General features: G+C 41.6%; 32 protein-coding genes and 2 pseudogenes. 10 read left to right on the top strand and 24 right to left on the bottom strand.

The genetic code is table 11. The annotated features are described in order from the left end of the window. Window positions 1-74 precede the first annotated feature (74 nt). From BV372_RS28400 to BV372_RS28385, 4 genes are all read right to left on the bottom strand, one after another. A complete protein-coding gene (locus BV372_RS28400) occupies window positions 75-1052 on the bottom strand; it encodes a methionine ABC transporter ATP-binding protein (protein WP_086689839.1) in 978 nt (325 codons plus the stop codon). A gap of 131 nt (window positions 1053-1183) precedes the next feature. After that, window positions 1184-2065 (bottom strand): MetQ/NlpA family ABC transporter substrate-binding protein, encoded by an 882-nt coding sequence (locus BV372_RS28395; RefSeq protein ID WP_086689837.1) that lies wholly within the window; start codon window positions 2063-2065, stop codon window positions 1184-1186. A 166-nt stretch (window positions 2066-2231) separates the two neighbouring features. After that, window positions 2232-3047, bottom strand: a complete 816-nt coding sequence (locus BV372_RS28390) for a hypothetical protein (protein WP_086689835.1) — start codon at window positions 3045-3047, stop codon at window positions 2232-2234. Between the two features lie 26 nt (window positions 3048-3073). Next, a complete protein-coding gene (locus BV372_RS28385; protein WP_086689845.1) occupies window positions 3074-4123 on the bottom strand; it encodes an LLM class flavin-dependent oxidoreductase in 1050 nt (349 codons plus the stop codon). A gap of 390 nt (window positions 4124-4513) precedes the next feature. Between BV372_RS28385 and BV372_RS28380 the strand changes: the two genes are divergently transcribed. After that, window positions 4514-5167 (top strand): peroxidase-related enzyme, encoded by a 654-nt coding sequence (locus BV372_RS28380; RefSeq protein ID WP_086689833.1) that lies wholly within the window; start codon window positions 4514-4516, stop codon window positions 5165-5167. 199 nt (window positions 5168-5366) lie between these two features. Here the strand turns inward: BV372_RS28380 and BV372_RS28375 are convergent, their stop codons facing one another. The 6 genes and pseudogenes from BV372_RS28375 to BV372_RS35565 form a co-directional block, all read right to left on the bottom strand. Next, a complete protein-coding gene (locus BV372_RS28375) occupies window positions 5367-5831 on the bottom strand; it encodes a cupin domain-containing protein (protein WP_086689831.1) in 465 nt (154 codons plus the stop codon). 73 nt (window positions 5832-5904) lie between these two features. Then, on the bottom strand, window positions 5905-6366 hold the full coding sequence (locus BV372_RS28370; protein ID WP_086689829.1) for a chromate resistance protein ChrB domain-containing protein: 462 nt from the start codon (window positions 6364-6366) through the stop codon (window positions 5905-5907). A 17-nt stretch (window positions 6367-6383) separates the two neighbouring features. Continuing rightward, window positions 6384-6695: an antibiotic biosynthesis monooxygenase gene (locus BV372_RS28365; RefSeq protein WP_086689827.1), complete on the bottom strand. Its 312-nt coding sequence runs from the start codon at window positions 6693-6695 to the stop codon at window positions 6384-6386. A 1-nt stretch (window position 6696) separates the two neighbouring features. Then, complete coding sequence (locus tag BV372_RS28360; protein ID WP_086689825.1) at window positions 6697-7899, bottom strand: MFS transporter; 1203 nt, start codon at window positions 7897-7899, stop codon at window positions 6697-6699. A gap of 112 nt (window positions 7900-8011) precedes the next feature. After that, window positions 8012-8953, bottom strand: a complete 942-nt coding sequence (locus BV372_RS28355) for a chromate resistance protein (protein ID WP_256973511.1) — start codon at window positions 8951-8953, stop codon at window positions 8012-8014. 71 nt (window positions 8954-9024) lie between these two features. Then, a pseudogene (locus BV372_RS35565) lies at window positions 9025-9183 on the bottom strand (IS701 family transposase); the annotation flags it as partial. Here BV372_RS35565 and BV372_RS37965 point away from each other — a divergent pair. Continuing rightward, window positions 9161-9451: an aminotransferase class I/II-fold pyridoxal phosphate-dependent enzyme gene (locus BV372_RS37965; RefSeq protein WP_256973510.1), complete on the top strand. Its 291-nt coding sequence runs from the start codon at window positions 9161-9163 to the stop codon at window positions 9449-9451. The pseudogene BV372_RS35565 and the gene BV372_RS37965 overlap by 23 nt on opposite strands. Before the next feature lie 397 nt (window positions 9452-9848). Here BV372_RS37965 and BV372_RS28345 read toward each other — a convergent pair whose 3' ends face one another. The 3 genes from BV372_RS28345 to BV372_RS28335 all read right to left on the bottom strand — a co-directional run bounded on the left by BV372_RS28345 (window position 9849) and on the right by BV372_RS28335 (window position 10967). Beyond that, complete coding sequence (locus tag BV372_RS28345; protein ID WP_086689823.1) at window positions 9849-10241, bottom strand: hypothetical protein; 393 nt, start codon at window positions 10239-10241, stop codon at window positions 9849-9851. 36 nt (window positions 10242-10277) lie between these two features. Continuing rightward, window positions 10278-10487, bottom strand: coding sequence for a hypothetical protein (locus BV372_RS28340; RefSeq protein WP_086689821.1), 210 nt, complete (start codon window positions 10485-10487; stop codon window positions 10278-10280). Between the two features lie 285 nt (window positions 10488-10772). Next, window positions 10773-10967: a hypothetical protein gene (locus tag BV372_RS28335; protein ID WP_256973509.1), complete on the bottom strand. Its 195-nt coding sequence runs from the start codon at window positions 10965-10967 to the stop codon at window positions 10773-10775. Window positions 10968-11204: 237 nt separating this feature from the next. Between BV372_RS28335 and BV372_RS28330 the strand changes: the two genes are divergently transcribed. Beyond that, window positions 11205-11789 carry a HEAT repeat domain-containing protein gene (locus BV372_RS28330; protein WP_306299022.1) on the top strand — a complete coding sequence of 195 codons (585 nt, stop codon included), beginning with the start codon at window positions 11205-11207 and terminating at the stop codon, window positions 11787-11789. Between the two features lie 31 nt (window positions 11790-11820). Here BV372_RS28330 and BV372_RS28325 read toward each other — a convergent pair whose 3' ends face one another. From BV372_RS28325 to BV372_RS28295, 7 genes and pseudogenes are all read right to left on the bottom strand, one after another. Beyond that, window positions 11821-12321: a GNAT family N-acetyltransferase gene (locus tag BV372_RS28325; RefSeq protein ID WP_086689819.1), complete on the bottom strand. Its 501-nt coding sequence runs from the start codon at window positions 12319-12321 to the stop codon at window positions 11821-11823. Between the two features lie 58 nt (window positions 12322-12379). Continuing rightward, window positions 12380-12880, bottom strand: coding sequence for a GNAT family N-acetyltransferase (locus BV372_RS28320; RefSeq protein ID WP_086689817.1), 501 nt, complete (start codon window positions 12878-12880; stop codon window positions 12380-12382). 3 nt (window positions 12881-12883) lie between these two features. Beyond that, the gene (locus BV372_RS28315) at window positions 12884-13624 is read right to left on the bottom strand and encodes a DJ-1/PfpI family protein (RefSeq protein WP_256973508.1); all 741 of its coding nucleotides are present in this window, start codon (window positions 13622-13624) and stop codon (window positions 12884-12886) included. 39 nt (window positions 13625-13663) lie between these two features. Continuing rightward, on the bottom strand, window positions 13664-14074 hold the full coding sequence (locus BV372_RS28310) for a hypothetical protein (protein WP_086689815.1): 411 nt from the start codon (window positions 14072-14074) through the stop codon (window positions 13664-13666). A gap of 117 nt (window positions 14075-14191) precedes the next feature. Continuing rightward, the gene (locus tag BV372_RS28305) at window positions 14192-14788 is read right to left on the bottom strand and encodes an O-methyltransferase (RefSeq protein ID WP_086689814.1); all 597 of its coding nucleotides are present in this window, start codon (window positions 14786-14788) and stop codon (window positions 14192-14194) included. After that, complete coding sequence (locus BV372_RS28300; RefSeq protein WP_086689812.1) at window positions 14785-15519, bottom strand: MBL fold metallo-hydrolase; 735 nt, start codon at window positions 15517-15519, stop codon at window positions 14785-14787. The genes BV372_RS28305 and BV372_RS28300 overlap by 4 nt, the downstream gene beginning before the upstream one ends. Continuing rightward, window positions 15516-15857, bottom strand: a pseudogene (locus BV372_RS28295) (AtzH-like domain-containing protein); the annotation flags it as partial. The gene BV372_RS28300 and the pseudogene BV372_RS28295, both read right to left, overlap by 4 nt. Before the next feature lie 70 nt (window positions 15858-15927). Here BV372_RS28295 and BV372_RS28290 point away from each other — a divergent pair. The 7 genes from BV372_RS28290 (at window position 15928) to rppB (ending at window position 22052) form a co-directional block, all read left to right on the top strand. Continuing rightward, window positions 15928-16368 carry a helix-turn-helix domain-containing protein gene (locus BV372_RS28290; RefSeq protein ID WP_086689809.1) on the top strand — a complete coding sequence of 147 codons (441 nt, stop codon included), beginning with the start codon at window positions 15928-15930 and terminating at the stop codon, window positions 16366-16368. Then, window positions 16365-16979, top strand: a complete 615-nt coding sequence (locus tag BV372_RS28285) for a transposase (RefSeq protein WP_179198266.1) — start codon at window positions 16365-16367, stop codon at window positions 16977-16979. Before BV372_RS28290 ends, BV372_RS28285 begins: the two co-directional genes overlap by 4 nt. A gap of 457 nt (window positions 16980-17436) precedes the next feature. Continuing rightward, window positions 17437-18450: an aliphatic sulfonate ABC transporter substrate-binding protein gene (locus tag BV372_RS28280; RefSeq protein ID WP_179198265.1), complete on the top strand. Its 1014-nt coding sequence runs from the start codon at window positions 17437-17439 to the stop codon at window positions 18448-18450. 689 nt (window positions 18451-19139) lie between these two features. After that, complete coding sequence (locus BV372_RS28275) at window positions 19140-19730, top strand: ABC transporter substrate-binding protein (RefSeq protein ID WP_306299021.1); 591 nt, start codon at window positions 19140-19142, stop codon at window positions 19728-19730. 13 nt (window positions 19731-19743) lie between these two features. Then, window positions 19744-19947, top strand: a complete 204-nt coding sequence (locus tag BV372_RS38240; protein ID WP_306299020.1) for a hypothetical protein — start codon at window positions 19744-19746, stop codon at window positions 19945-19947. Between the two features lie 50 nt (window positions 19948-19997). Then, window positions 19998-20687, top strand: a complete 690-nt coding sequence (rppA, locus tag BV372_RS28270; protein ID WP_086689804.1) for a two-component system response regulator RppA — start codon at window positions 19998-20000, stop codon at window positions 20685-20687. A gap of 9 nt (window positions 20688-20696) precedes the next feature. Continuing rightward, window positions 20697-22052 (top strand): two-component system sensor histidine kinase RppB, encoded by a 1356-nt coding sequence (gene rppB / locus BV372_RS28265; protein ID WP_086689802.1) that lies wholly within the window; start codon window positions 20697-20699, stop codon window positions 22050-22052. Between the two features lie 229 nt (window positions 22053-22281). On the opposite strand, the gene BV372_RS28260 is transcribed toward rppB, so the two are convergent. The 4 genes from BV372_RS28260 to BV372_RS28245 form a co-directional block, all read right to left on the bottom strand. Further along, entirely contained in the window at window positions 22282-23523 is a 1242-nt protein-coding gene (locus BV372_RS28260; RefSeq protein WP_086689800.1) for an MFS transporter, read from the bottom strand. 9 nt (window positions 23524-23532) lie between these two features. Continuing rightward, the gene (locus tag BV372_RS28255) at window positions 23533-24015 is read right to left on the bottom strand and encodes a sulfite exporter TauE/SafE family protein (RefSeq protein WP_256973512.1); all 483 of its coding nucleotides are present in this window, start codon (window positions 24013-24015) and stop codon (window positions 23533-23535) included. 55 nt (window positions 24016-24070) lie between these two features. Next, the gene (locus BV372_RS28250) at window positions 24071-25450 is read right to left on the bottom strand and encodes an LLM class flavin-dependent oxidoreductase (protein ID WP_086689798.1); all 1380 of its coding nucleotides are present in this window, start codon (window positions 25448-25450) and stop codon (window positions 24071-24073) included. 18 nt (window positions 25451-25468) lie between these two features. Continuing rightward, window positions 25469-25862 (bottom strand): SDR family oxidoreductase (locus BV372_RS28245; protein ID WP_143845347.1); only part of this gene is annotated, 394 nt, incomplete at its 5' end.

Below are 25862 nucleotides of genomic sequence, written 5' to 3'. Positions count from 1 at the left end.
TTAATAACCAGCTTTAGAACCTGTTTAGTTCGTTTGTTCTAACAAAGTTGACATGCTCCCTTCCCATCCTTGCATTAATGCACCTCAACTGCATATTCTGAGTTGTGTAAGTATTCCAAAGCTTGCTTGACTTTAATACCTGCAAGTTCAACTTGAAACTGATCGACACGGCGATCGCCTAAAGTTTCCACGCTACCATTAAGGATATTCACATCGACATCAAAGCGACGCACCAAGGTAGTAAATATAGAATTTCTTGCACTTTCGTCAGCGAATGCGACTGTTGCCAAAACTGCCCCAGGACGAGGTATATAGTTACTGGAACGTGGAAAAAACTCTCTAGCTAATAAAGAATCAGGTTGCGCTGCTAGATCGCTAACGCTACCTTTCTCTACAATCTTGCCAGCATGGAGTATCGCCACACTATCGCAGATGTGTTTGACTACACCCATTTCATGAGTAATCAACAAAATTGTTAGCCCCATGCGTTTATTGAGGTCGCGCAATAGTTCTAAAATTGAGCGTGTAGTTTGGGGATCGAGGGCTGATGTCGCTTCATCTGAAAGTAATACCTTTGGTTCCCCCGCTAAGGCGCGCGCAATTCCAACTCGTTGCTTTTGTCCGCCAGAAAGTTGTGCGGGATAAGCATTTGCTTTACCTTCCAAACCTACCAACGCCAGCAATTCTTCTACTTTGGCCTTGCGCTTCAATTTGCTATAACCAATCACTTCCAAAGGAAAAGCGATATTTTCAGCAACGGTTCTACAACTGAGCAAATTAAAGTGTTGAAAAATCATGCCAATGCGCTGGCGTGCTTGACGCAAAGTCGCACCAGAAAGGGCTGTTATTTCTTGATCGTTGACTCTAACATAACCCGATGTGGGCTTTTCTAATTGATTGACGCAGCGAATTAAAGTACTTTTACCTGCGCCACTTTGCCCTAAAACGCCAAATATTTCGCCCGCTTTAACGTGCAAATTCACACCATCCAGAGCTACTATTTTCTGCTCGCCTTGGTGGTAGATTTTGCGAATATCAATAAACTCTATCATCTATAAATTTCTCCATATATAAGTTAAATTCTCATCCTCTCTGCATCTGGTGCGTCTCTGCATGATACGAACCACGTTCGCCGAAGGCGTTCCCGCAGGGTAGATGCTAAGGGCACAAAGGAAGAAATTATTTAAGGAATAGGAAGTACAGCACCTTGATATTTATCTCTAATAAATTGCTTCACTTTGTCATCGCGTAGCAATTTATGGAGTTTTTGAATTTTCGGATCGTTTTCTTTTCCTGCTAATGTGGTTACAGTCACCGCATAAAGTGGATTTTGTGCCGACTCTATTGCTAAAGCATCTTTATCTGTTTTCATGCCTGATTGCACAACCCAGTTACCTGTAACCCCAGCTAAATCTACGTCAGGGAGAGTTGGTATTGCTTGCGCTCCAGGTATCTCTTTAATTTGCAAATTTTTGGGATTTTCAATAATATCTTTAGGGCTGGCTGGTTGTGCATTGGGTTTGAGTTTAATTACTTTGGCTTCTTCTAATACTTTTAATGCACGATGAGCGTTGCTAATATCATCAGGAATTGTTACTAAAGCTTTATTCGGAACTTCTGCTAGAGATTTATACTTTTTAGAAAATATTCCTACTGGATTTAAATGTATTTGGGGAGTAAAAGCGTACATTTTGAGGTTTTTTCGCTTTCCATAATCTTCCATGAATGGAATATGTTGAAAGTAATTGGCATCAATCTGTCCATCTTTTAAAGCAGTATTGTTCTGTACGGGATCGTTAAAAGTAACAATTTCAATATCTAATCCTGCTTCTGGCGCAAGATTTTTTTTCACAAATTCCAAAATCTCTCCAGCAGGGACGGGTGAAACTCCTACTTTAATTTTCTCTTTTGCTGCTGTTGCAACTGTATTTGCAGCTGTTGTCGCGGTAGGAGTAGTTGCTGTGTTAGTTGTACCGTTATTTTGCTGCGAACTACAACTAGTTACTGTAGCAATAAAGGATGCAGCCGCTATAACAAAGAACCGACGTTTAATTTTAATATTCATGCGATCACCTCTGCGTGTTTATTTCAATAATTTTAAAAATTCATAATTATGATGAGTGTTACTGACTTTCAATTTATTTTGAAATACTCATTTACTATTACTTTTCAAAAAGCCCCCCTGAAATAGGGGGGAAGAGCAAAAGAACGCTTTCGGAAACACTACTACATCACTCACTCACACTCACAAGCTGAGGAAGTTTGGCAATGGGAATATCAAGGAAGTACGACAACACTTCCCGTCGCCAAGCATCGTAAATAACTCCTAGTCCTTCAATTTCTGCACCTGTCGCATCACGGACAATTTGCCAATGCTTTTTCAAATAAGGATTCCGTCGCCGTTGTCCTTCTTCGTCCAGTTCTAATAACTGCGTTGCAATTTCTGCTTTCTCTGCTGGTGAAGCTTTGTCATACTTGCTTTGCCACCAAGCTAAAACTCCAAAACGGTGAACAGCTTCATCAGGTAAAATTGTCTGACTGGCAAATGTAGAAGTCTCCGGATCAACGATGGTTGTGGTACGACTGTTTAAAATTAGCTGGGCGACTATATGCAGTTCATAATGCAATTCAAATGCTATGAACCCTAACCAATTACGAATTGGCAAATCTCCCATAAATTCCCAGTGATTTTGGACTTCTTGGACAATCTTGTCGATGGGATCGTGTCCTGATAATTCCCAGACTCGCCGACGAGTAAATTGGGAGTGTGCGCCATCATCACCAATTTGGCGGCTCAAGAATAGTTGCAGTTCGGGATCGGGTATTTGGTCAATAATCTTGCTACAAACTTGAACAATATATAGGTCGTGGGCTGCACCGCCAATGCGGAAGCGATAAAAATTTTCCAACTCTTCTTCTGTAGTCAGTTGTCGTGGTTCTTGTAGGCGAGTAGTGGGAAAGTGCGGGGCGTGCTGGGCTATGAGTTTATCAATAGTTTCAATTTCAAACTTGGTTGTCCAAGCGGGACGAGTTAAGGTTGCAGTCATAAAGCTTTCCTTAATGAGTATTGCAATTAAGCTACCAGTTCTAAAGAACGCACTCGCGGCATTACTTCTTCATAAAAGCGTTTCATCTCTGGGGCGAAAGGTTGGAATTGCAGCATGAAAGTATCAATACCCACGCTAACGAAATTTGCAATTCTTGCTGCTACTGTGTCATAGCTGCCAACTAACCCTGCTGCTGTCCCGCCATTACTTCCCACACCTGGATACTTGACCATATTCTTGAACATCACTACTTCTGGTTCAACACCTTTCATTAGTTCAGTTCTGTCGTCTTGTTTAGCAAGTTCCAGAAGATATTGATATTCTGCTTGGGCTTCGGCTTCAGTAGGTCGAGCAATTACAAAGGCTGACATAGCAAACTTCAAGGGATTGGGTTTTTTCCGTTCCCGTTTTTTAACATCAGCAATTGTTTCTCTCACTACATCCAATGGTCGTCCATTGAGAAAAAACACATCTGCTGCTTGCATTGCCAGATTTTTCGCCGCATCTGATTCTCCTCCTAAATACACACGAGGATGAGGTTGCGCTACAGGACGCGGACGCAAGCATAAATCGGTAATCTGAAAGTAATCGCTGTGGTAATTAACTCTTTCCCCATTCCACAAGGCTTTTACTACTTCAATCCACTCTTGGGAATAGCGATAGCGCTCATCATGAGGTAGGAAAGGTATGCCCGATTTTTGCAATTCGGGCATAAACCAGGCGCTAACTAAATTAATTGCAAACCTTCCGCCACTAATCGCATCAATATTTAATGCCATTTTTGCCAACACAACTGGATGAAATAGCAAAGGTTTTATTGCAGCGATAATTTCTAGGGATTGAGTTACTTCCGCTAGGGCGGCGGCGGTTGTCCAAGTCTCTAGCTGGTCTAATTCTTGATTCCTGGGATTGATGATGTGTTCGGCGATGAGAGTGGTAGTAAACCCGTATGCTTCTGCTAGTTGAACGAGCTGCTTGGCTCTTTTATAGCTAGCATCATGGGGTTCTTGGGGGTGGTTCATCGCGCCACAATTGCCATAAACAGGAATCCATATCCCATAGCGTGGCTGAGACATATCTCTACACCCTCTTTGACTAGAGGCTAATACTTCTGGCATTTTCAGGTGAATGGGAGTTTAAACGTAAAACTTGCTTTTTGGAACAAAATACGCTTTATCTACCGATTTACCGTAGTATATGCTATATAATATTTTCATAAATAGCTGACAAATGCAATGGGATAAGCTAAACAAAATCTGAAATTTTAAGTTTTCCTGACTCAAAAATAATTCTGAATTATAGATTCAGTGCCAGTGGCAATCGAGGTTTTACCCCCTAGATTGATTGCGCTGTGTGTGCCATTTGCCATTTTTCACGAAGGCGGCAATAGTCAACAGTTTCTTCTGCTTCCTTGCCTACCTTCTCTTGCTCCCTAATACCTCTTGTCAACCTATGTAGGTACAATTATGGCTAAGAACAGTCGCAAAACCAAGTTATTACAGGCTCCTGAAGCAAAAGTTGCCAAGCCAAATCCTGTAGCTATTCAAGATAAGAAAACTACTGCCAATTCCTGGTTAGAAGTGCCTGACGAAGCAACTTTACCGCCAGAAGTACAAGCACTCTTTAAAGAACAGCGCGATCGCTTTGGCTTTGTTCATAGTTTCTTTCTGGGCTATTCACTCAATCCCGAACATCTACTGCTTTGGTTCAACTACTACAACGCTTTGATGCATGGAGAGGGAGAACTTTCTCATAAGGAACGGGAGATTATTGCGATCGTCTCTTCTGCATCCAATCACTGTGAGTCCTGCGTTATTACCCACAAAGCACATCTGCGAGAGGTAATTAAAGACCCAGTTTTTCCTGATGCATTGGCACTTAACCATCAGGAAGTTGCACTCACAGAACGGGAACTCGCCCTCGTGAACTTTGCGATTAAAATTAACCAAAATTCTAGTCAATTTTCTCCAGAAGACCTTGAAGCATTACGCCAAGCAGGGCTTTCCGATAAAGCTATTTTAGAAGCTGGCGAAATTGCAGCTCAATTCAGCCTTTCCAACCGATTGACAAAAGCTTTTGGTTGGAAAGTACCCAGCGAATATGACAAGTTGTATCGGTGAGAGAAATTTGGTATTGCGATCGCTTTTATGATTCTCTACCCAGTTAAAACAAAAATAAGTCCAAATCATCCCATGATTCAGCAACGCTCAGCTTCCATGTAGCAGCAGAGATAGGGAATGCACTTCTTGCCACTATGCAAAACTTAAAAATCTAAGTAACTCACCTGGGTTTTGTCTAGGTGAGTTACAGTTCAAACAGTTAACGATTTAGCTCAACACGGCGAAACTCAGATGGCGGGTTGGGCACTTTCTCATGGGCACAGGGTAAGGGAGACTGAGCCAAGACCACAATCATTCTTTCGATACCAGTATTAATGATTTCATGTCCTACATCTTTGGGAATGTGAACGCAGTCTCCAGGTTCAACAGCCGCAATTTCATCACCAACAATTACATCTCCTGTACCTTGGACAAAGTAACAAATCTCGTCACTTCCTGAGTGTTTATGTAAAGGGTTGGATTGTCCTGGCTCAATGCAGTAGATATTAAAGTGCATGGAGTCGGTAGAGAAAATCCGCCGCCGAACAAAGAAACGAGGGTTGAACTGAGCTATATCTTCTAGGCTTTTCAGGTCGCCATTGCTGAATTTTTTAGGATCTTTTAACAGGCTGGTATCAGCTTGTAAGGGAATCAAACCAATTTCATTGGTAATTTCGGTTTGCATGGCTAATTGCTCCTTAATTTTGATGAAAAACTTGTTTGAATGCGATGCCTACGACGGGCTACGCCTACGCCTATCACCCTACGCCAACGGATTTTGGTAGGGTGCTTGCAGACTGGCGTGCTTGCAAATAGGCATATAAAGAATCGTAGATAAAGAATGCTTTTTGCAGAGTTTCCCGATCGTTAGTGGTGACTAGAGGAAAGCCGTGGCTAATTGCTTTGAGGCCACTAGCTTCTGGTCTTTGATCAATAGCTCCGGGGATATCGGCAGCGTGAACAATTTCGGCCAATTCAGCTAACACAGCATCGCTCAAACCATAATCTTGGATAATCTGTTCAAAAGAGGTAATACCTTTGTCATGAGCATACTTGGCTCCTGGTGCATCAAAACCAATGGCGCGATCGGACTGTTGGACTGAGGCTACTTGATCTGGCTCAACAAAAATAAACTCCGCTTCTTTATCCACAAATCGTTGGATTAACCAAGCAGTCGCTAGCCGATTGACTCTAATTTGTTTGCGCGTTACCCATTTCATATGTATAGGTTCTCCTTTTAATAACCAGCTTGAGTGTTGTAGCGTTTGATTTTGCCAAACTTAACCAGAGCATGACCTGGGGAAGCATCAACTGCTGGCTTTTGTTTTGCAACTAACCACTTCTCAAATTTTTCTTCGCTCTCCCACATAGCGATAATTAACCAGTCTCCTTTACCGTCATTAGGCTGGAGAATCCGCTCCATGAGAATGCCGTATCGTTGCCTTAATTCTCGATTAGATTCGATCCAATCACAGAAGGCTTGTTCGTTCTCTTTGGGTATCTCGACAGTACGAACACAGACCAGGGGTTTTGGTGGTAAGACAACCATTTCAAACCTCCGATGTTGATGAAGTATCTCTTGCTGCCAACGTAAAAAGCACAGCAGTAGCCAAAAGTAATCCGCTAACTACACTAAAGCTGATTTGATAAGAGGTATACATCAGGAGAAATCCCAACAAAATAGGGCCGCTTGCCTGACCAACGTCCATAATTGCGCTCATAATTCCTAATGCAGTACCACGACTGTTTGCTGGAGCCAAATCTGCAACCAAGGCGGATGTGGCAGCAGAGGCGATCGCAATTCCCAATCCAAACACCGCAGAAATTAATACCAGTAAAAATGCTGCTTTAGTTTGATAAAACAGAAACGTTGATACACTAGTAAGCAGTAGACCTAAGATAATTTGTCGCTTGCGTCCATGACGTAGGCGTAGCCCGCCGTAGGCATCGCTGATTCGACCCATCAAGGGACGCGCTAGTACCTTTACCCCAACCTGGCTAGTAAAAACCAATCCTACAGCAGTTTTATTAATGCCAACACTCAATGCATATAGAGGTAAGAAAGCTTCAACCGCGCCAAAAGCTCCGAATTGAGCAGCTTCTACTAAACTAGTCATGAGAATTGTGCGGTTGTAAAAAATCTTACTAATTGCCATTCGATTTAAAGCTAGATTTTGTCTAGCTTCTCGATGACGATTTGTCCCGTAACTTTGGTTAGGCAGCAGTTTCATTGCCAGTAAAACTAAAATCCCTGCGATCGCACATACTGCATAAACAGCTTGCCAAGTGCTGATAGTGAGGAGTAAACCGCCAACTATCGGAGCGATCGCTCTTCCTCCCAACGTAAAAGAGGAATACCAGCCTAATCGCTCTCCTCTACGGGTAGGTGCTAAATCAGCAACATAAGCCATTGCTACTGGGCCAAGAATTGCCGTTGCTAGTCCGTGATATACCCGCACCAGTGCCAATTCCCTAGGGGTGGACACTAACAAGTAAGCTAGGGGGGCGCTGCAAAATACTACTCCTGCTAATAGTATCAAGGGCTTTCTACCCCAATAGTCACTCAGTAAGCCTGCTGGAAAACTAACTAGGATGCCGGTTAGTGTCGAGGCGGCAGCGATCGCTCCGATTGTCGCTGGATTTGCGCCCAATGTTTGCGCCAAAATTGGCAACACTGGGTTTTTAGCGATCGTTGAGCTAAAAATTGCCAATCCCCCAACTGAACATAGCACCAGAAATGCAGAATACTTCATTGCCTAAGCAAGAGTGGGGATAAAGTCTCTGGAAATATGTTGTTTACTGTAATAGGTATTTCTTTAAATTGCAACTACTGTTACACATTGCTTAAAATCTTTGTAGCAACAACTAACCCTGCTGTTTGGAGAATACTGCATATAAACCCTCAAATAGGTTGCTTCCACAGCTTTCTAGTTCAGCGTCAGAAAGGTTTGCTAAAAACCAACCCTGCAAAAGCGCATCTACTCCTGGGGTTTCAGGACGCGCATACTGACTATCTCGCAGGTCAATTTCATGTACAATTTCTGCGATCGCTTGTATTCCCGGTTGATTCAAGCCAAATGTTCTGGCCATCACCTCAAAAGTGCAAAGGTTGCCACAATGTCCAAATATGGCATCTTTCATTTCAAAGGAAATTTCATCAGGTGCAACTTCATGAGAATATCGAATTTCGGCATTTGGATTGATAAATCTCCGAATTAGCCAAATACAGGCGAGACGGTCTATATATGGTCTGGGTCTAGTCACCCATCGTTTATTCTGGTATTCAGCAATAGCTTGATGGGGAATCTCTAAAGCTTCAGATAAAGTTGCAGAGAGCGCTTTAGCTATACGGTTTAAGATAATTGTTAAGCGTTGTCCATCAACACAATCGAAAAAGTCTACACGAACAATTTCACTGTGTTGTCTTCGCAGCTTTTCTAAAGTTTCCAGCAAACTGCTACGGTCTTGTAAACTGGAGTTGGAATTTATAGACTTTTCCAATTCCAGTGCTAAGGCTTCAATTTCTTGATACTCTTCGCTCTTGGCTTGACGAAATAATTCGATAATTTCTTCATCTGCTAGTCCCTCAAATCGTTCCACCCGCATTACTAAAGCTTCTCCCTTTGCTTGTTGCACTTCCTGCGCCAGCCATTGGAAAGATTCAATGCACTCATCGCGATCGGGCAGAACGTAAATACTACTTTTAAGAGAGATGGCTCCGATTCGTCGCAGTCGTCGCCACAGCGTCACACGCGGACTGGAAGAAGATTTAGAGGGAAGAGAGTAACAGAAAACTATCCAATTCAACTGTTAATACCTCTATTGAGATCTAAAATTAATCATTATTTCAAATAAAACACAATATCTGTTTAATAAAATTATAATGGTTTGAAGCCATTCATAGCACTAATAAGTTGATTAAATCCGAGCAACAAATTGGAATTGGGAAAAACATCAAGCCAGGGATAAATCAACCAAAAGAGTAAAAGTGGTTAGACAATTAAGCGCAGATTATTGAGAGTATTCTTCCATCCGGTAGGAGCAATTCGGAAAGTTCATAATTTTCTCACCGTTGGCGCACCCGCACCTTTGCAAAGGGCTGGTGTGGCGGTGATGCAACTTCCTGTTAGTTACTACGAAGAATTAGCAAAGCTTTATCAGCAAAAGCGAAATCATATTCTACAAATTTTAGATACAGTAGGAATTCCTTATTTTGTTCCTAAAGGAGCTTACTATGTATTTGCAGACATTTCCAAATTTGGTTATAAAACAGATGTGGAATTTGCTACATATTTAATTAAATAAATTGGTGTTGCGGTGCTTCCTGCATCAAGCTTTTTCTCGCAATCTAAGACTGGAAAAAATTACATCAAATTTTGTTTTAGTAAGAAGCCAGAAACTTTAGCAAAAGCAGGAGAGCGTTTACTAAAATTACAAACACTTATAGGAGTGGTGAATTGAGTAAGATAACACGCCTACAGTTTCATTTTAGAGGCTCTTTGGTTTTGCTCATAATTAAGATAAATGACACAATAAAAATGCCATACCTAAATAAAAACCCCTCCAAGGTTGGAGAGGTTTTGTAGTTGGCATTCTGATCAAGATTCAGAGGAGTATTCCTAAAAAACTATTTCTCTATCAAACTATTGCAGTAATAATACAGCATTGTATAAATCCATAATGAACTTGTGCAAAGCTGTATTTAATAAGATAATTGAGCAGCTAATGTTGTTAGCTGGGAATTAACAGCACTGAGGTAATCTGGCTTGTTCAGGACTTGTGAGGGTAACTTTTTAGCACTGATAGCAGCTTTGACCACATCTACAGCAGTAACTTTTCCTGTTTGGTATTCAGATATCAAAGTAGCCCCACTGGAAATACCTTGCTGTTTTAGCTCACCTTGATAAGCTAGAAAGGCAGTATCAAAAGGTTTTAGATAACTGATATTGGTGGAATGATTAGGTAAATTGTTAGCGCTGGTGGCTGTATTTACTGTATTGCTGCTGTTAGTGGTTGTTTGAGAATCAGCGATTCCCGGTAACAGAGTAATAGAAGAAACAAGAAATGCAGAATGAATCCAGGTTGCGAATTGCATCAATTTATCCTCAATATTTTAGGTAATTAGTTCTATTTAGAAGTTGGCAAGACCGATCATGTGATAAGCCAGAACAGCAGTATCAAAACTTTTGAGGTAACTAATATCTGTGGAATGATGCCCTATAGGCTTAGAGTTGAGAGCTTTTATTGATGTAGTAGTGTTGGTATTAGCTACTTTTTTAGCCTGAAAAATTTCTATATCAGGAAAAATATGTGGGTAATTCATTGAATTTGTGAGTTTCATAAAGCTATCCTGATTTAGAATTAGCTGCGATTAATCTTCGTTAGTAATAGAATCTAATTTTTCATCAATCTCAACCTCCTACACTTAGATCACCAGATCGGTTGATTTATGACTCACCCAAATGGGTGAGTTCAATTAACTCCCTGAAGTTGGTTTGGGGGATTGGGATAGTTCACAGTCGCTCTGAGCAACGCTAACTCTCGACTCCTCTACTCCACGCAAAAAAAGGTGCGCGCTCGCGCACCTGCTAAAAACTTAATTACTATGTATATCTCCTGTCTGATGCTATTTTTGGCTGATTGTAGGTGGAGTGATTGCTGCGTACTGTTCAGATGTCAGTGTGGCTTCTTGAATATTGATAGGTTTAGGAATCAAGCCATTTTTATGGAAGTAATCTGCAATCCGCTGTTGTTCCCTAATTAAATCTGGAGAAATAGCTCTCAATCCATAAGAACGACGGCTAATTCCCAAGTCAATCACATCTGGAGGGAGTTTTTGGTACGGTGTGATTAGCTTTGCCGTCTCTTTGGGATTGGTTTCTGCCCAACGCTCAATTTTATCTATTTCCTCTTATTACCCTGTCTAGCTTCCCCAGATGCAGAAATCCGCAGTGAGGCGCTGTCAGCTTTGGGTGAATTGATATCTTCAGAACATTTGCTGCTGTTATTGGATGCGTTACAGCAAGAAGATATCAACCTGTAACTGAACGTATTAATTTTGTTGCGAAAGATACATGATGCCCAGTCTCTCCCAGCGGTGCTATCCTTCTTTAACTCTGAACATCCCCAACTCCGGGAAGCGGCTGTGACTACTCTTAGCTATCTCAATCAATTGCAGATATGTCCACCCGCCTTACCTTTAATCAGCGATCGCGATGATAGCGTGCGCCGTGCAGCTGCTCTTACCTTAGGTCATTTTGCAGATGCAGATATCGTGGATTTACTGTGTAATGCTTTGATAAATGATACAGATTGGCAAGTGCGCCGCAATGCAGCTAAGTCTCTCGCACTTCATACCGAGCCTAAAATTATTCCTACTGTACTAATTTCATTGAAAGATGAACATTGGCAGGTGAGAAAATTTGCTATCCAAATATTGCAGAAAATTCCTGATGTCCAGTCTTTACCCGCACTAATTGAAGCGCTAACAGATGAGTATTCAGATGTGAGAAAAGAAGCTGCGATCGCTCTTGGTAATTTGGGTAAAATTGAAGCTCTAAACGCTCTTCAACAAGCCATAGACGATCCCGATCGGGAGGTTAGTATCTATGCACAAAAAGCAATTCAGAAAATTGGAGAGTAAATGAAAACATAATACGGACAGAGCCTTATAATCACTCTGCTGGTAAGGCAATGAATCCAGTTTTCACGCCGCGTTTGAATCCTGCTTGCTCATAAAAGTGCAAAGTTTCCTCGCGTTTTGAGCTAGTTAAAAGCATTACTTTGTAACAGTTTTGTTGCCATGCAATATTTAAAGCATAACGTAGCACCTGTGTACCCAATCCCTGTTTTCGATAATCGATATGAGTAACAACATTTTCAATAATTCCGTATGAACGTGCGCCGCGTGTCAGGTTAGGAATGATTGCTAAATTACACGTCGATACTAACTTACCAGTAATGTCAGCCACAATGTAAAAAAGACGTGGATCGCCCAGAATCTCATCCCACATCGACTGCAAAATATTATCGCTGGGTAAAAGCGCATCGACTGGATTCAAATGTTGATATAAACTCACAAGTTGTGGAAGTTCATCGCGTGTAATTAAACGAATCGTGATGGTTGTATTTGGCAAATTAGCTATGTTAATAAACTGTGGTTTTGCTATAGACATACATAAAGATATTTACTCAATAAAAAACCGTAGATTGCGCTCTCTTGGAATCACGCATTTAATTTAATCGATAGAAAAAGTTGGCGATATTTTCCCGTTCAATCCAGCCTTGTTTGCGATAAAACTCGCGTTGATAGGATTCTCGCTCTTTGTTGTTATGTAACATCAAAAGTAAACACCCTCGCATCAGTGCTTCTGATGTGGCGGTTTCTAGCAGCCTTTTACCGATTCCTTGTCCCCGATAAGCCTCATGAATGAATAACTCGGAGATATAAGCTTGAGGTTTTGGCAGAAATGGACAAGGTAGCCAATGAACTGCAACATATCCGATTACCTGAGTTTCAGCATTTTCCGCCACATATATAGAGTGACTATCATTTGCATGACACTGAGCAATGTGCTGCTGAATTTGCGCGTAGACGCGGAGCGGCTTGTCTCCAGACATCGCTGTTTGGGGCGAAGTTGAATCTAGCCATGCAAACCAACCCAATTCTTGCAGAATTTGGGCAATCGCTTGTGCATCTGATTCTGTAGCTTTTCTGATGTTGGCAGGAAGCATGGACTAGAAGATTCTGTAAACAAGAGTTTGCAATTGGGCAACTATCTTTTGGATGATTTGCCGACGTGTATCTTGACGATTTTGGCTAGCGGCTTTCACCCTATTGATGATCGCCTCCGGCGCAGTGTGGGGCGAACCGCTGGTAAAGGGAGGTTGGGGATTGTATTCTATTTGTAGTTGAATAGACTGGGCAATATCTTCTCCAAATAATTCCGCAGCGATAACTAATCCAAAATCAATCCCTGAGGTGACACCACCGCCTGTAATGCGATCGCGATCGATGACAACTCTCTGTTCCACCACCTCAATTCCAAACAACCCTAACAAATCTAGAGATAGCCAATGAGTAGTAGCGCGATAGCCTTGGAGTAAACCAGCCGCCGCTAGTAGCAGAGAACCAGTGCAAACGGATGTTATGTAGCGGGCTTTTTCTCCCTGGGTTTTTAGAAAATCGAGAAACTTCCGATCTTCTAGCTTCGCATCAATACCCGGCCCTCCGGGGACAAACAACACATCTAAAGGTGGGGATTGAGCAAAGGTGGTGTCAGGTAAAAAAGTGAGACCGCGATCGCTTCGGATAGGTTCTAAAGTTTCCGCTAGCAGATATAAATGCGTGTTTGGTAACTTGGCAAACACCTCGTATGGCCCTGTGAAATCTAACTGCGTCACATTAGGAAAAAGTACGATTCCTATTGATATAAGAGAATTTTCTATTGCACTCATAACTTGTTTATTTTCAATCATTTGGAGGTGGGCATTGCCCACCCTACAAAAATCTTCGATTTAAGCCCAATTGCGTACTACAACAATCTTGAATTCACGTTGTTGGGGCAAAATATAATCCAGGGAATCGTAGCGTTCTAAAGCCCAGTTTCGCAAGTCTTGAATAGCACGGAAAAAGATATCATCAGGGATGCTCCAAGCTGCACTTTGGATTTTATTTTCTTGGTTTTCTATCAATTTACTTACAGTATCTTCAACTCGCCATTGAGCAGCGATTTGAGTTTCTAAAGTTGCACCTTGTGCTTCTAACTCTGCTAAAACTTCTTCTTCCGTCGCACCGTAACGCGGTAAAGGATGACCATAGCCTTCTAAAATAGCTTTACAATGCTCATTAAATTCCCACCTCTGTGCATTCACCTCTGAACCAGCACTAACAGAGTTAGCGTATCCGTGAGTGTAGAGATCAGGCATTTGGCAAGTGTCAGTACGGAGTGAAAGCCATTTATCTTTTATCAGATATCGAGACTTTAAAAGCTTCCAATCAAATGAATTCACTATACTTCAACCTCTTTTTCTTTTATTTGTAATTCATTGAATGCGCGTGGCTAGAATCACGGCATTTTTTGCTGTAACACGAATTTCAGTAGCAGCAATGCGAGGATCTTTCAACCAAAATTCTCTTATGGGATCTGTTCGTCCTTGCCTTTCTGGCGGCCAGTACTCTTCAGGTGTGAGATCGTCTAGTACTATCAAACCTCCAAGCTTGACAGCAGTTATCAATGTCTGAGGTTCAGTGAGTTTTGCTTTTCCACCATCGGCAAATAACAAATCAAAAGGAGCATCGGTGAGTAAGTTGTGCCAGTCTCCTTGAAGTACGCGGATATTTGACTTGTCTGCAAATAGCTGTTGCACAAGTGTGGCAAGCTGAGAATCAATTTCAATCGTGATAAATGTAGTATCTGGGTGTAAAGCACTAACAATCCACGCTGCACCAACGCCGCATCCAGTACCAATCTCACCAATCCTACCTTGTGTGACGTGGTTGGTGAGGACGTGCAACAAACGACCCACTTCTGGGAGTGAGGATTGGGTAAACTCTATTTGTGCAGCCAGCGATGTCTGCGACGGGCTACGCCTACGCGCTTTTTGCACTAATAATGGAACAGATGTGTTTTCATCTGTCATCTCTTCTCCTTCAACACCAATACTTCATGCAGCGTCACAGCTAAATCTTGCAATGCACGTTCGCCATCTCCCACAAAGGTTGAACCATGCATTGTCGCCAGGGTTCGGGGCTTGAGTGCAGCTAACTCTTGGAGAATGCGATCGCTATGTGTTGTGTAAGGTATGTAATTAGGAAAGGGACTTGCTTCGTAATTAACAATGGTTTGACGAAAACGCCCAATCACATCAGACTCCGTTACTGGCTCTACATCTCCAAACTGATGAAATAAATCTGAACACAACAGCGTCTTATGGGTAGTTTCAAATAACAATCCTGCGTCCCAACCGTGGGGTACTTGTGGTGTCTGTTGAAACTGAAAACGATATTTTCCAGTGTTTAAAACTTCGGTGTGTGCCAAAGTTTTGGACGGACGGATGGCAAAATCATCTACACTAACAAAAGCTGCGATCGAGCTACAAACTGTCTGAGCATTTGGTGCAATAGTTAGCCATTCATTAAGCGACCCACATTCATCCGCTTCAAAATGGCTAAAGCTAATCCAGCGAATCTGTGACGGATCGATAATCTTTGCTACTGCTTCCCGTACTAGTGGAAACATCACCTTGAGACCAGTATGAAACAATAATGGTTCTTCGTCCTTAACCAAAAACTGGATGAATTGCATATCTATTTTTGGTTCATAGGTGGAGATGCAATAGATATCGGGAGCAATTTCGGTAATGTTAGTCATGGTTGTGCTGCTCCTACAGGTAATAAAGAAACATGAGCAGAAACTACCTTCCATCCATCTGCAAATCTGTACCAAGTTTGGCTTTGTCTGCCAAAACGCTCTACACCATTAATAATGCGACGAAATTCTAGAGTTACAGTTGCTGTATCTTTTCCAAAGGCCACAACTTTAAGATTGAAAATTTCTCGCTCAATTTTTGGGTTAGGTCGAGAGGCGCGAAAATTGCGAATCTCTTCACTACCATAGAGGTTTTCTGCTATACCAAAGCGCACTACGTCTGGTGCATCCCAAAATAAACTATCCATCACCTCTAAATTGTTATTGACCAAAGCTTCTTCGTACTTGAGGTAAGTAGGTCAACCTAATTAAACGTAAGATAAATAGAGTTCAGTAATTAAGTAAGCAGCAATGCCAAAAGTATTAAAAATAATACTCAATAGGGAAGAAGATCGTACACTCAAAGAGCTAAGTTGTGCTGATGGAGTAGCACGTCGAACCAAACTTAGAGCGATCGCATTGCGTCTCAATGCTCACGGATGGAATGTAGCTGAGATTGCAGAGTATCTAGATTGGGCACAACAGACAGTAAGACAAACAATTCGACGCTGGGAACTTCAAGGCTTAGGGGGTTTGTGGGAAAGAGCTGGACGGGGAAAAAAGCGAAGTTGGCATGAAGTTGATTGGCAAGTAGTCGAAAAATGCTTGGAACAAAATCGTCGATACAGCGCTCGCCAGCTAAGTCAAAAGCTATTAGAGGAACGACAAATCGAGTTAGGTGCCGAACAAATACGGCGACTACTCAAAAGAAGGGGTGGCATTGGAAACGTATCCGCTACTGTCCGGCTTTGAATCTCAACAAAGAATATTTACAAGCTAAAAGGCTTGATTGGGAATTACTTAAGCTATGGTCACAATTAGGGTTAGTTTGTTTAAAGTATTTAGATGAATCTGGTTGCTACTGTACCAGCCCTACTGATTACGCTTATGGGCGCAGGGGTGAGCAAAAACGGATTCGACAAAATAGACGACGTGGTAGGCGTATCAATATCTTCGGTATTTGGCAGCCAAAAGTTCGTTTTGATTATGCTTTGATGGTAGGAACGCTCAAAACACCAACCTATGTCCAGTTGATGGACTGGCAAGCTCAAACTGCTGCTACTCGCTTACTTGAAACTGGACAAATAACCGTAATCATTCATGATAATGCCTCTGTCCATAAAAGCTCTTTGGCTCGCCAGCAGCACCAACGTTGGCAGCAACAAGGTTTGTACGTCTTTTTTCTTCCTCCCTATAGCCCCCAAATGAATCGGATTGAAGATGAATGGTTGCACCTCAAGCGTGACGAGCTTGCTGGTCAAGTTTTTGAGGATGAATATGAATTAGCGATCGCTATTATTGATGGTATAAATAACCGAGCTAACCACGGACAGTATCAAGTTGAGCGTTTTACGTTTAATTAGGTTGACCTACTTATAAAGCAGTTACTTCAGCTACAACAGCAGGGTCATTGGGAGCATCCAGTTTTGGCATAAAGACTCAAAAGTAAGGCAAAGAGAAAACTGTTCAACTAATCTCGGTGGTGATTTTCTTGAGTGCCAAGTTTGCATTACTCAAGGGTCGATCTCTTCATTAGTATAAGCAATGTTTATTCTCCGATAAATACACGTATTTAGTCAAGTTTTAAAACAATTATTAACAGGATTGAGGTGGATCTGGCGGAGCTACCAAAGTGTACAAATTAGGCTGAATCATTTCAGATTCAGCAACGCCAAAAACTCGCAATCATATTTTTTTATATATACATCTATCTTTAGAAGTATAAAAATTTCATGTCTTTTTCATTTTTAGGGAAAAAACTATATGTATCAACTTACTGACTGATTAGTTATGCTTATTTCATATAGTGCGAGACGAAATGTGTCTTTATTTATCACTTTAAGTTTAGGATCGCTACTAATTACATTGGTCGGTTGTAATCCACAACCTCAAACTAGTCAAAAAGCTTCAACTACAAGTGAGAAAAAGCCAACAACAGTTCGCATAGTTTACTCTAAGCTTGGCCCTCTTGCTGTAGTCAGAAAACAAGGAACTTTAGAAAAACGCTTAAAAGCAGAGGGAAATTCTATAACTTGGCATGAATTTGCTGCTGGGCCTCAATCATTAGAAGCATTAAATGCCAATAGTCTTGATATTACTTCAACCGCAGAGTCTCCTGTTATCTTTGCTCAAGCAGCAGGAACACCTTTAGTTTATATATCTACAACACAACAGAGTCCTAAAGGTGTTGCTTTCGTTGTACCCAAAAATTCCTCTATTAAAAGTATTGCCGAACTTAAAGGTAAAAAAATTGCTTTGCAAAAAGCTTCTGTAGCTCAATATATAATCGTGCAGGCATTAAAAGAAGTGGGTTTAAAATTGAGTGATGTTACTCCTGTTTATTTACCACCACCTGATGCTAATGTTGCTTTTAGCCAAGCCAAAGTTGATGCTTGGATTACTTGGGAACCGTACATAACTCGTGTAGAAGAACAAGGTATTGGTCGGATTCTCAAAGATGGCACAGGTCTTAGAGATATTGGTGGTTTTTACTCTACAACACGCCAATTCGCCAAAGAACATCCTGAAATTATCAAAGCATTTTTAGAGGAAGTACAAAAGGCTGAACAATGGTCAAAAAATAATCCTCGTGAGTTAGCACGGTTATTGTCCAAAGAAGTAGGCATAGATGTAAATACTTTAGAAAAAGTTCATACTCGTCTCGACTATGGTCTGTTGCCAATTACAAATGAAATAGTTGCAAAACAACAACAAATTGCTGATATGTACTATGATTTGAAACTTTTACCTAAAAAAATTGATATTAAAGAAGTGATTTTATCACCAGAAGAATATGCCAAAATTACACCTCAACAATTGACATCTAAACAGTAAACTTATGAGCAGATTATTTTAACAGTTTGCGGATTAGTTAGATTAAGTGGTTGTTTGAAAAGTTGGTGGCTGTTATTTTTGGCACTTATCGATCCCCCTAACCCCCAGGGCCGTTTCATTCGTAATGGTATGTATTTTGTCTATATGATTGGCGATAAATATCAGGGCAAAAGTCATAAATTGGTGACCATTTTGATACTTAAAATGGAATGCCTTGCTTGTTTTTTATCTCCTGAACCCTTGCGTTTGCGAACCTTTTAGGGGATGAAACAGCCCTGCCCTTAAAAAGGGGGAATATGCTAGTCGGCAAAAGTATAGTCTGCGTCCAATTACAAACGAAGTTATTGCTACTCAGCAAAAAGTTGCTGATATGTATTACGACTTAGGTTTGTTGCCTAAAAAGATTGACCCTAGCAAAGTAGTTTTGTCACCAGAATACTATGCCAAAGTTACACCAAAAACTGTGATAGCTAAACCATAAACCTTTCAGAAGGCAGAAGGTAATCCACCTTTAAAAGAGTGGGATTGAAAAGTAGATGTTTTACACTTCGCTGCAAGCAGTCTCAGTATAATTATTGGTTTAAACTGTTGTTCTAAACTAGAACTAAAGTTTTTATTTATATTTTGGTAAACTTTCTAATTTCTACCCTCTGCCTTTTTTTTGTAAATAATTTTCAATTTTTGCCACTATGAATAGACTATTTAACACTCGTCGGCGCTTTCTCCAGGTTAGTACAGCAAGCTTGTTAGGGTTATCTACTTCATTTGCTCTGGGTAGTTGTAATACAAAACAAACATCTGGTACTTCTACAATAAGTACGTCTGCCAGTGGGATTAAGATCAATGTGTTGCGAGTAGGCTATCAACAAGCGGGTGATTTAGTCAGAGTATCTGGTGTTTTAGAAAAACGCCTAGAACCTTTGGGAGTCAAAGTACAGTGGCTGCAATTTACTCAAGGGCCACAACTAATGGAAGGGATGAACGTTGGTAGGGTCGATTTAGGATCGGTCGGGAATACTCCACCAATATTCGCTCAAGCAGCAGGAGCCGAAATTGTTTATCTTGTGGGTCGCGTACCTCCAGTTGGAAGATTCTATGCGTTTGCAGTGCCTCCCTCTTCGCCAATTAAAGACTTTAAGGAGATTAAAGGTCAAAAGGTAGTTTTTCAGAAAGGATCTGGCACTCACTATTTTGTGCTTCGAGCTTTAGAAGAAGCAGGTCTGAAATACAGTGACATTCAACCTGTCAGCATCCCTAACGTGGAAGCTGCTTGTACCTGAAACAAAACTTGACTTGGACATCCAAGAAAAGGTGATTCGCCGCTCACCTTTTCAACTCAGTCCGATAGATTCTGAACGCATCAAGACACAACAGCGAGTTATTGATTACTTTTACAAAGAAGGGTTGTTACCCAAGCCTTTAGATATTAAAGAAGTATTACTGACTCCCGAACAGTATGCTGCAATTACGCCAACCTCTGTTGTTAGTCAACTATAAGATAATTAATTGGGTGCTTTTTGTAGGCTATTTTCAATTTTGAATTAGTTATGCGACTTATTTTAGTTGAAGATGAACCAGATTTAGGCACAGCAGTCAAAGAAGTGCTACGTCACGAGGCTTATGTAGTTGACTGGTTTTTAGATGGGGATCAAGCATGGCAATACTTAACAAGTGGATGGACTCAGTACAAAATAGCAATTTTTGATTGGATGCTACCAGGAATTTCTGGGTTAGATTTGTGTAAGAAACTGCGATCGCAAAACAATCCTTTGCCTGTGTTAATGCTGACCGCAAAAGACCGGATGGAAGAAAAGATTATCGGCCTAGATAGCGGTGCAGATGACTATTTGGTGAAGCCTTTTGATATGCCAGAATTGCTAGCAAGATTGCGGGCATTACGGCGGCGATGTCCTCAAATTCAATCTCGCCACCTACAATTAGGTGCCATTACCCTTAACTACAGCACCCATGAAGTGACTCGCCAATATCCTGATGGTAATAAGTTAGTAAACTCATTGACTATCAAAGAATTTCAATTGCTGGAACATTTAATGAAACATCCTAACCAGGTTGTTACTCGAAACCAACTTATAAATCAGCTTTGGGAAATCGGTGCAGAACCCATGAGTAACGTGGTAGCAGCACAAATTCGCTTACTTAGACGCAAACTGGGAGAAGATAACAGTGAGTCTTTAATTGAAACCATTTATGGTGTAGGATATCGCCTTAATTCCTAATCTTTGCGCGTGGAACGTAACGAACTTTTCTATCTGACTCGCCTTCGGTTGGCAGCTTGGTATGCGCTGGTGATGGGCTGCATTCTGGGTGTGTCTGGTCTAGGAGTTTATCAAATTGTTGCTCATGCTTATCATGAAACCATAGACCAAGGTTTAGAGTCAGTAGCCAAGGCACTGCATAAAAGTATTGAACCTGTTTGGGGAAAACCCAAACAATTAAAGCAACTTGCTAAACAACTTTCTTTAGATGTTTGCTTAACTCAAGCTGATTGTCTGTTATCTCAAACAACAGGAATCCAACAATCACTTAGCAATGTGGCAGATCCGGTTAATTACTATCTGCGTTTATTGGATCGGTCACAAAGACCGCTGACTGTAGCAGGAGTGCAACTCGAACAATTACCCATCGCTTCAGCAGAAATACGTCGGCAAACCGTAATAGACACATCGGGCATACGATACCGTCAAATTAGTTTAAGACTACGTACCCAAGATCAGCTTACAGGCTATATGCAAGTGGGGCGAAGCTTGAAAGACCTAGACCGGCATCTTGCTGCCTTGAGATTGACTTTATTGTTGGGTTGGCCTGTCACCATGATTGTCATTGCCATTTGCAGTTGGTATTTAGCTGGTAATGCAATGCAGCCTGTTTATCGCTCTTATCAACAAATGGAACAGTTTACAGGCGATGCTGCTCATGAATTTCGTACTCCCTTAGCAGCAATGCACTCTACTATTGATGCTGCTTTTAGATTACATGGACAATCAGGTTCGGATTTGTTGTCTGAGCCGATAAGTAGAACTTTGCAAGTGATTAAGCGGCAGAATGCTAGGCTATCCAAATTGGTAGGAGATTTATTGCTGTTGGCGAGGCTAGATCAACATCAATTGGCAGGAGAATACTGTTTATGTTGTCTGAATGATTTAATTAGTGATTTAGTAGAAGAACTGGCATTTCTAGCGATTGAAGCCCAAGTCAAGCTAGTACAACAAGTGCAAACACCGAAAAAACTTTGCATTCTAGGCAATGAAGAACAACTTTATCGCTTATTTTCTAACTTGATTATTAATGGCATTCAAGCTACACCTCATGGCGGACAAGTTACAGTGACTCTAGAAAGCGGGGAACGCTACGCCTTCATTATTGTACAAGACACAGGAATTGGTATTGCTCCAGAGCATCAAAGTCTCATTTTTGGTCGCTTCTACCGTATTGATCGAGACCGTTCTCGTGCTTCTGGAGGATCTGGATTAGGATTAGCTCTTGCTTGTGCGATCGCCAGAGCGCATAAAGGTAGTATTCAAGTACAAAGTCAGCTCAACAAAGGCAGTACCTTTACAGTCAAACTTCCTTTGCAGCATTAATATTTGGAAACCCTAACTAGGTCATCATACTATAGCAGTTGAAGCAGATGTTAGGACATAAGCTAATCGCAAAACCTGGATGCAAATCGACTTTTAAGACTATTGCCTGTTGCCTACTATAACTATAATTTGCCATACACTTCATTCTCATCAAGTATGTAATTTTTTTAAGGGATCTGTACCTCCTAAACTGATGTAGGAAGAGATATTTTCAAGACCCTAAAGGTCTTTATGAACTCCGAATTATTTGGTTGCGGAAAGCTGATATTTGTCTTATAAAAAACAACGAGCCTGCAATACAGAGGCTAGCTCCAAGAATGACAGTATTAGCAGCACCAATGCTACTTGCTAGTGTACCAGCCACTAAGTTGCCTATGGGTACTGCGCCTGTAGATGCCATGACGTAAAGTCCTGTGATTTGTCCGCGATTCTCATCGGTTACTAGTAACTGAAGTACTGTACGACCAGCAATAATCTGTAAAATAAAGCCAAAACCAGCGGCGAAGATTGAGAATAACGACAGCCATAATAACTGAGACAGAGCGAAGCCAAACAAGCTCACACCCAAAATTGCTGTTCCAAATGCTAAGATTTTTCCCAACTCTCTCGCATTCTGATGTCTACTCAAGTAGATACCACCAATTAACGTTCCGAAACTGGAAGCTGTCATTAAAAAACCAAAAGTATTAGGGCCGCCGTGTAAGACTTCCTTAGCAAAAATTGGCCCCAATGCTAAATAAAATCCCCAAATACAGCAGACTAAAAATGAACCAATTACAACTGACCGGATTGGTAGAAAACTAAAGGCATAGCTAAAACTAGCTTTTAGTTCTTCTAAAGGTTTGCGTGTAGCAATAACGGCTTTTTTGGATGTCAGCCGCATTGCCAAAAGAGCAAGAATTACGGCGATATAACTGATACTATCAATTAAAAAACACAGTCCCGTACCCACTGCTGCAATTAATATACCTGCGATCGCAGGCCCTACCATCACTGAAACACTTACAAGAGAAGAATACAAAGCGATCGCATTGCCAAGATTTTCTTTACTAACTGTTTCTGGCAAAAATGCCTGACGAGTGGGAATATCAAAGGCGTTGATGCTTCCTTGTAGCATACCAAGCAAAGCAATTTGCCAAACGTCAATAATACCGCTGAGTGCCAACCACGTCAGTATACAAGACTGAAGCATCCCCAAAATTTGGGTAACTAGCAAAATGCGGTGACGATTCCAGCGATCGGCGATGATGCCACCTAGAGGAATCAAAAGTAATGTAGGAATTTGACTAGCGAAACCCACTAAACCCAGCAACCAAGCAGAATCGGTGAGGCGATACACCAGCCAGCTAGTAGCGACTTGGTTCATAGAGGTTCCAATCAGAGAAATCGACTGACCTATGTAATACAGGCGAAAATTTCTAGAACCAAAAGCACGAAGCATAACTTGTGGTTGTTTACTGCTTGTCGCCATAGGTCACCTCTAACCGCGAATAAAAAAGTAGATAGTCATTGTGAAGGCAACAAATATGACAAATTTCCGAATTAATTGGGGTTTAACTCTACGTGCATAATGGGCGCTTAAATATCCACCCAAAGAACCACCCACTGCCATTAAAATTGCTTGTTGCCAAATAATTACGCCTGCAAAAATAAACGGGATAATTGCAATTCCATTAATACAACTTCCTAAAAATGCTTTAAAGGCATTTATTGTATGAATATTTTTGATACCTAAAAACGATAGGGTTGCCAGCATTAAAATTCCCAAACCCGCGCCGAAAAAACCGCCATAGATGGCGAGCGCTAATTGCGCTAAGGCTAAATTAAATATAGGTACAGACTCGGGCGTTGACTTTTTACTTTGAAGTTGCAACCATCCTCTAAAAGCGTCGCCAAAGGTAAATACTACAACGTTGTGGAATGACAAGAAAAAGGAGGATAGAAGAACTATCAGGATGCCCAACAAAGTAAAAAGTTTCCTTAGCAGCTACTCTTGTGCTGTAACACAGCCATAGACATTACGTCAAAGTACTCACCAATTCGGGAGCAGCAGCATTTGCAGCAAACTGATTTACCGGACGGGGTAGGTCAAGATTCTCGCGGAGAGTTTGCCCTTCGTACTCGGTACGGAACAAACCCCGGCGTCGCAATTCGGGAATCACTAACTCGACAAATTCATCCAAACCACCAGGTAACCAAGGCGGCATAATGTTGAAGCCATCAGCCCCATTGTTAACAAACCAGTCTTCTAGCTGGTCGGCAATTTGCTCTGGTGTTCCCAGAATTGTACGATGTCCCCGTGCGCCAGCAATCCATAAATATAGTTGTCGGATGGTTAAATTCTCTCTGCGGGCCAGGTCTTTAATTAGTTGCAAACGGCTTTTGCCAGCATTAGTATCTGGGAGGTCTGGTAGCGGCCCATCTAAGGGATATTTCGTTAAATCATGTCCGCCTATTAATCCTGAAAGCAGACCCAATCCCACTGAAGGATGAATTAAATCCTGGAGTTGCTCGTATTTTTCCTTGGCTTCTTGCTCTGTTTTGCCAATCAGGGGAAATACACCAGGCATAATTTTGAGATGTTCGGGAGAACGCCCGTATTTAGCGAGACGATTTTTGACACTGGAATAAAAAGCCTGTGCTTCTTTTAGAGTTTGTTGAGCAGTGAAAATCACCTCTGCGGTTTGGGCGGCGAGTTCTTGGCCAGCTTCCGAAGAACCAGCTTGTACAATCACTGGATACCCTTGGATGGGGCGGGCTACATTCAACGGGCCGCGTACTGAGAAATGTTGACCTTTGTGGTTAGGAATGTGTAATTTCTCAGGCTGAAAGTAAACGCCTGATTCTTTATCGCGGATGAAAGCATCATCTTCCCAACTATCCCAAAGTTTGGTAACAACCTCTAAAACTTCCGTTGCTCTCTCGTAGCGTAGGGCGTGTTCTAAATGGTCTTCTCGGCTAAAATTTTTCGCTGCGGCTTCAGCAGAAGAGGTGACGACATTCCACCCAGCCCGACCACCACTAAGATGATCTAGTGAAGCAAATTTGCGGGCCAGGTGAAAGGGTTCGTCATAGGTGGTTGATGCTGTTGCTACTAACCCGATGCGCTCTGTCACCACAGACAAAGCCGACAATAAAGTTAGCGGTTCAAAATGGACGCTGAATTGTCCCGAACGGCTAAAAGCTTCTTTTCCTTGTCCCCGATCCCAAACGGCTAAACCATCTGCGAGGAAAACCATGTCAAATTTAGCTCGTTCAGCTGTCTGTGCGAGTCGTTTGTAATGCTGAAAATTCAGTCCTCCGTCTGCTTGGGCTTGGGGATGTCGCCAAGCTGCTACATGATGACCTGCGTCTGGGAGAAATGCACCTAGTTTTAGTTGTTTCTTTTTTGTACTCATTGTGAAATTAGTCAATATCTAAACACCAGGGGTGTGTCCACCATCAACAAGAATCTCTGCACCTGTAATCGAAGAGGCCAGATCAGATACTAAAAATAAAGCTAGTGTAGCTATTTCTTCTGGTTTGACGATTTTCCCTAAAGGAATAGATTGCAAGGATTCTGTTTTAATTTCTTCAACACTTACACCACGAGCTTGAGCATTTTGCTTTGCCAAAGTTTCTGCACGTTCTGTTGCCGTCAGACCGGGTGAGATGGCGTTAATGCGAATATTATCTTTGGCTAATTCTTTGGATATGCCGCGAGTGAAGTTCAATAGGGCAGCATTAGTCGTACCACCAGGAAGGAATCCCGGTCGAGGTGTGCGTCCAGCGCCACCGATAATATTGACAATTCGCCCATCACGCCGACTT

Source organism: Nostoc sp. T09 (genome assembly GCF_002154695.1).
GTDB lineage: Bacteria > Cyanobacteriota > Cyanobacteriia > Cyanobacteriales > Nostocaceae > Aulosira.
This window is presented reverse-complemented; position numbering and strand designations above follow the sequence as displayed.

Bases quoted from the DNA above. Each gene is read 5' to 3' on its own strand.
- BV372_RS28400 (WP_086689839.1), bottom strand. From the start codon at position 1,052: ATGATAGAGTTTATTGATATTCGCAAAATCTACCACCAAGGCGAGCAG.
- BV372_RS28395 (WP_086689837.1), bottom strand. From the start codon at position 2,065: ATGAATATTAAAATTAAACGTCGGTTCTTTGTTATAGCGGCTGCATCC.
- BV372_RS28390 (WP_086689835.1), bottom strand. From the start codon at position 3,047: ATGACTGCAACCTTAACTCGTCCCGCTTGGACAACCAAGTTTGAAATT.
- BV372_RS28385 (WP_086689845.1), bottom strand. From the start codon at position 4,123: ATGTCTCAGCCACGCTATGGGATATGGATTCCTGTTTATGGCAATTGT.
- BV372_RS28380 (WP_086689833.1), top strand. From the start codon at position 4,514: ATGGCTAAGAACAGTCGCAAAACCAAGTTATTACAGGCTCCTGAAGCA.
- BV372_RS28375 (WP_086689831.1), bottom strand. From the start codon at position 5,831: ATGCAAACCGAAATTACCAATGAAATTGGTTTGATTCCCTTACAAGCT.
- BV372_RS28370 (WP_086689829.1), bottom strand. From the start codon at position 6,366: ATGAAATGGGTAACGCGCAAACAAATTAGAGTCAATCGGCTAGCGACT.
- BV372_RS28365 (WP_086689827.1), bottom strand. From the start codon at position 6,695: ATGGTTGTCTTACCACCAAAACCCCTGGTCTGTGTTCGTACTGTCGAG.
- BV372_RS28360 (WP_086689825.1), bottom strand. From the start codon at position 7,899: ATGAAGTATTCTGCATTTCTGGTGCTATGTTCAGTTGGGGGATTGGCA.
- BV372_RS28345 (WP_086689823.1), bottom strand. From the start codon at position 10,241: ATGCAATTCGCAACCTGGATTCATTCTGCATTTCTTGTTTCTTCTATT.
- BV372_RS28340 (WP_086689821.1), bottom strand. From the start codon at position 10,487: ATGAAACTCACAAATTCAATGAATTACCCACATATTTTTCCTGATATA.
- BV372_RS28325 (WP_086689819.1), bottom strand. From the start codon at position 12,321: ATGTCTATAGCAAAACCACAGTTTATTAACATAGCTAATTTGCCAAAT.
- BV372_RS28320 (WP_086689817.1), bottom strand. From the start codon at position 12,880: ATGCTTCCTGCCAACATCAGAAAAGCTACAGAATCAGATGCACAAGCG.
- BV372_RS28315 (WP_256973508.1), bottom strand. From the start codon at position 13,624: ATGATTGAAAATAAACAAGTTATGAGTGCAATAGAAAATTCTCTTATA.
- BV372_RS28310 (WP_086689815.1), bottom strand. From the start codon at position 14,074: ATGCCTGATCTCTACACTCACGGATACGCTAACTCTGTTAGTGCTGGT.
- BV372_RS28305 (WP_086689814.1), bottom strand. From the start codon at position 14,788: ATGACAGATGAAAACACATCTGTTCCATTATTAGTGCAAAAAGCGCGT.
- BV372_RS28300 (WP_086689812.1), bottom strand. From the start codon at position 15,519: ATGACTAACATTACCGAAATTGCTCCCGATATCTATTGCATCTCCACC.
- BV372_RS28290 (WP_086689809.1), top strand. From the start codon at position 15,928: ATGCCAAAAGTATTAAAAATAATACTCAATAGGGAAGAAGATCGTACA.
- BV372_RS28275 (WP_306299021.1), top strand. From the start codon at position 19,140: ATGAATAGACTATTTAACACTCGTCGGCGCTTTCTCCAGGTTAGTACA.
- rppA (WP_086689804.1), top strand. From the start codon at position 19,998: ATGCGACTTATTTTAGTTGAAGATGAACCAGATTTAGGCACAGCAGTC.
- BV372_RS28260 (WP_086689800.1), bottom strand. From the start codon at position 23,523: ATGGCGACAAGCAGTAAACAACCACAAGTTATGCTTCGTGCTTTTGGT.
- BV372_RS28250 (WP_086689798.1), bottom strand. From the start codon at position 25,450: ATGAGTACAAAAAAGAAACAACTAAAACTAGGTGCATTTCTCCCAGAC.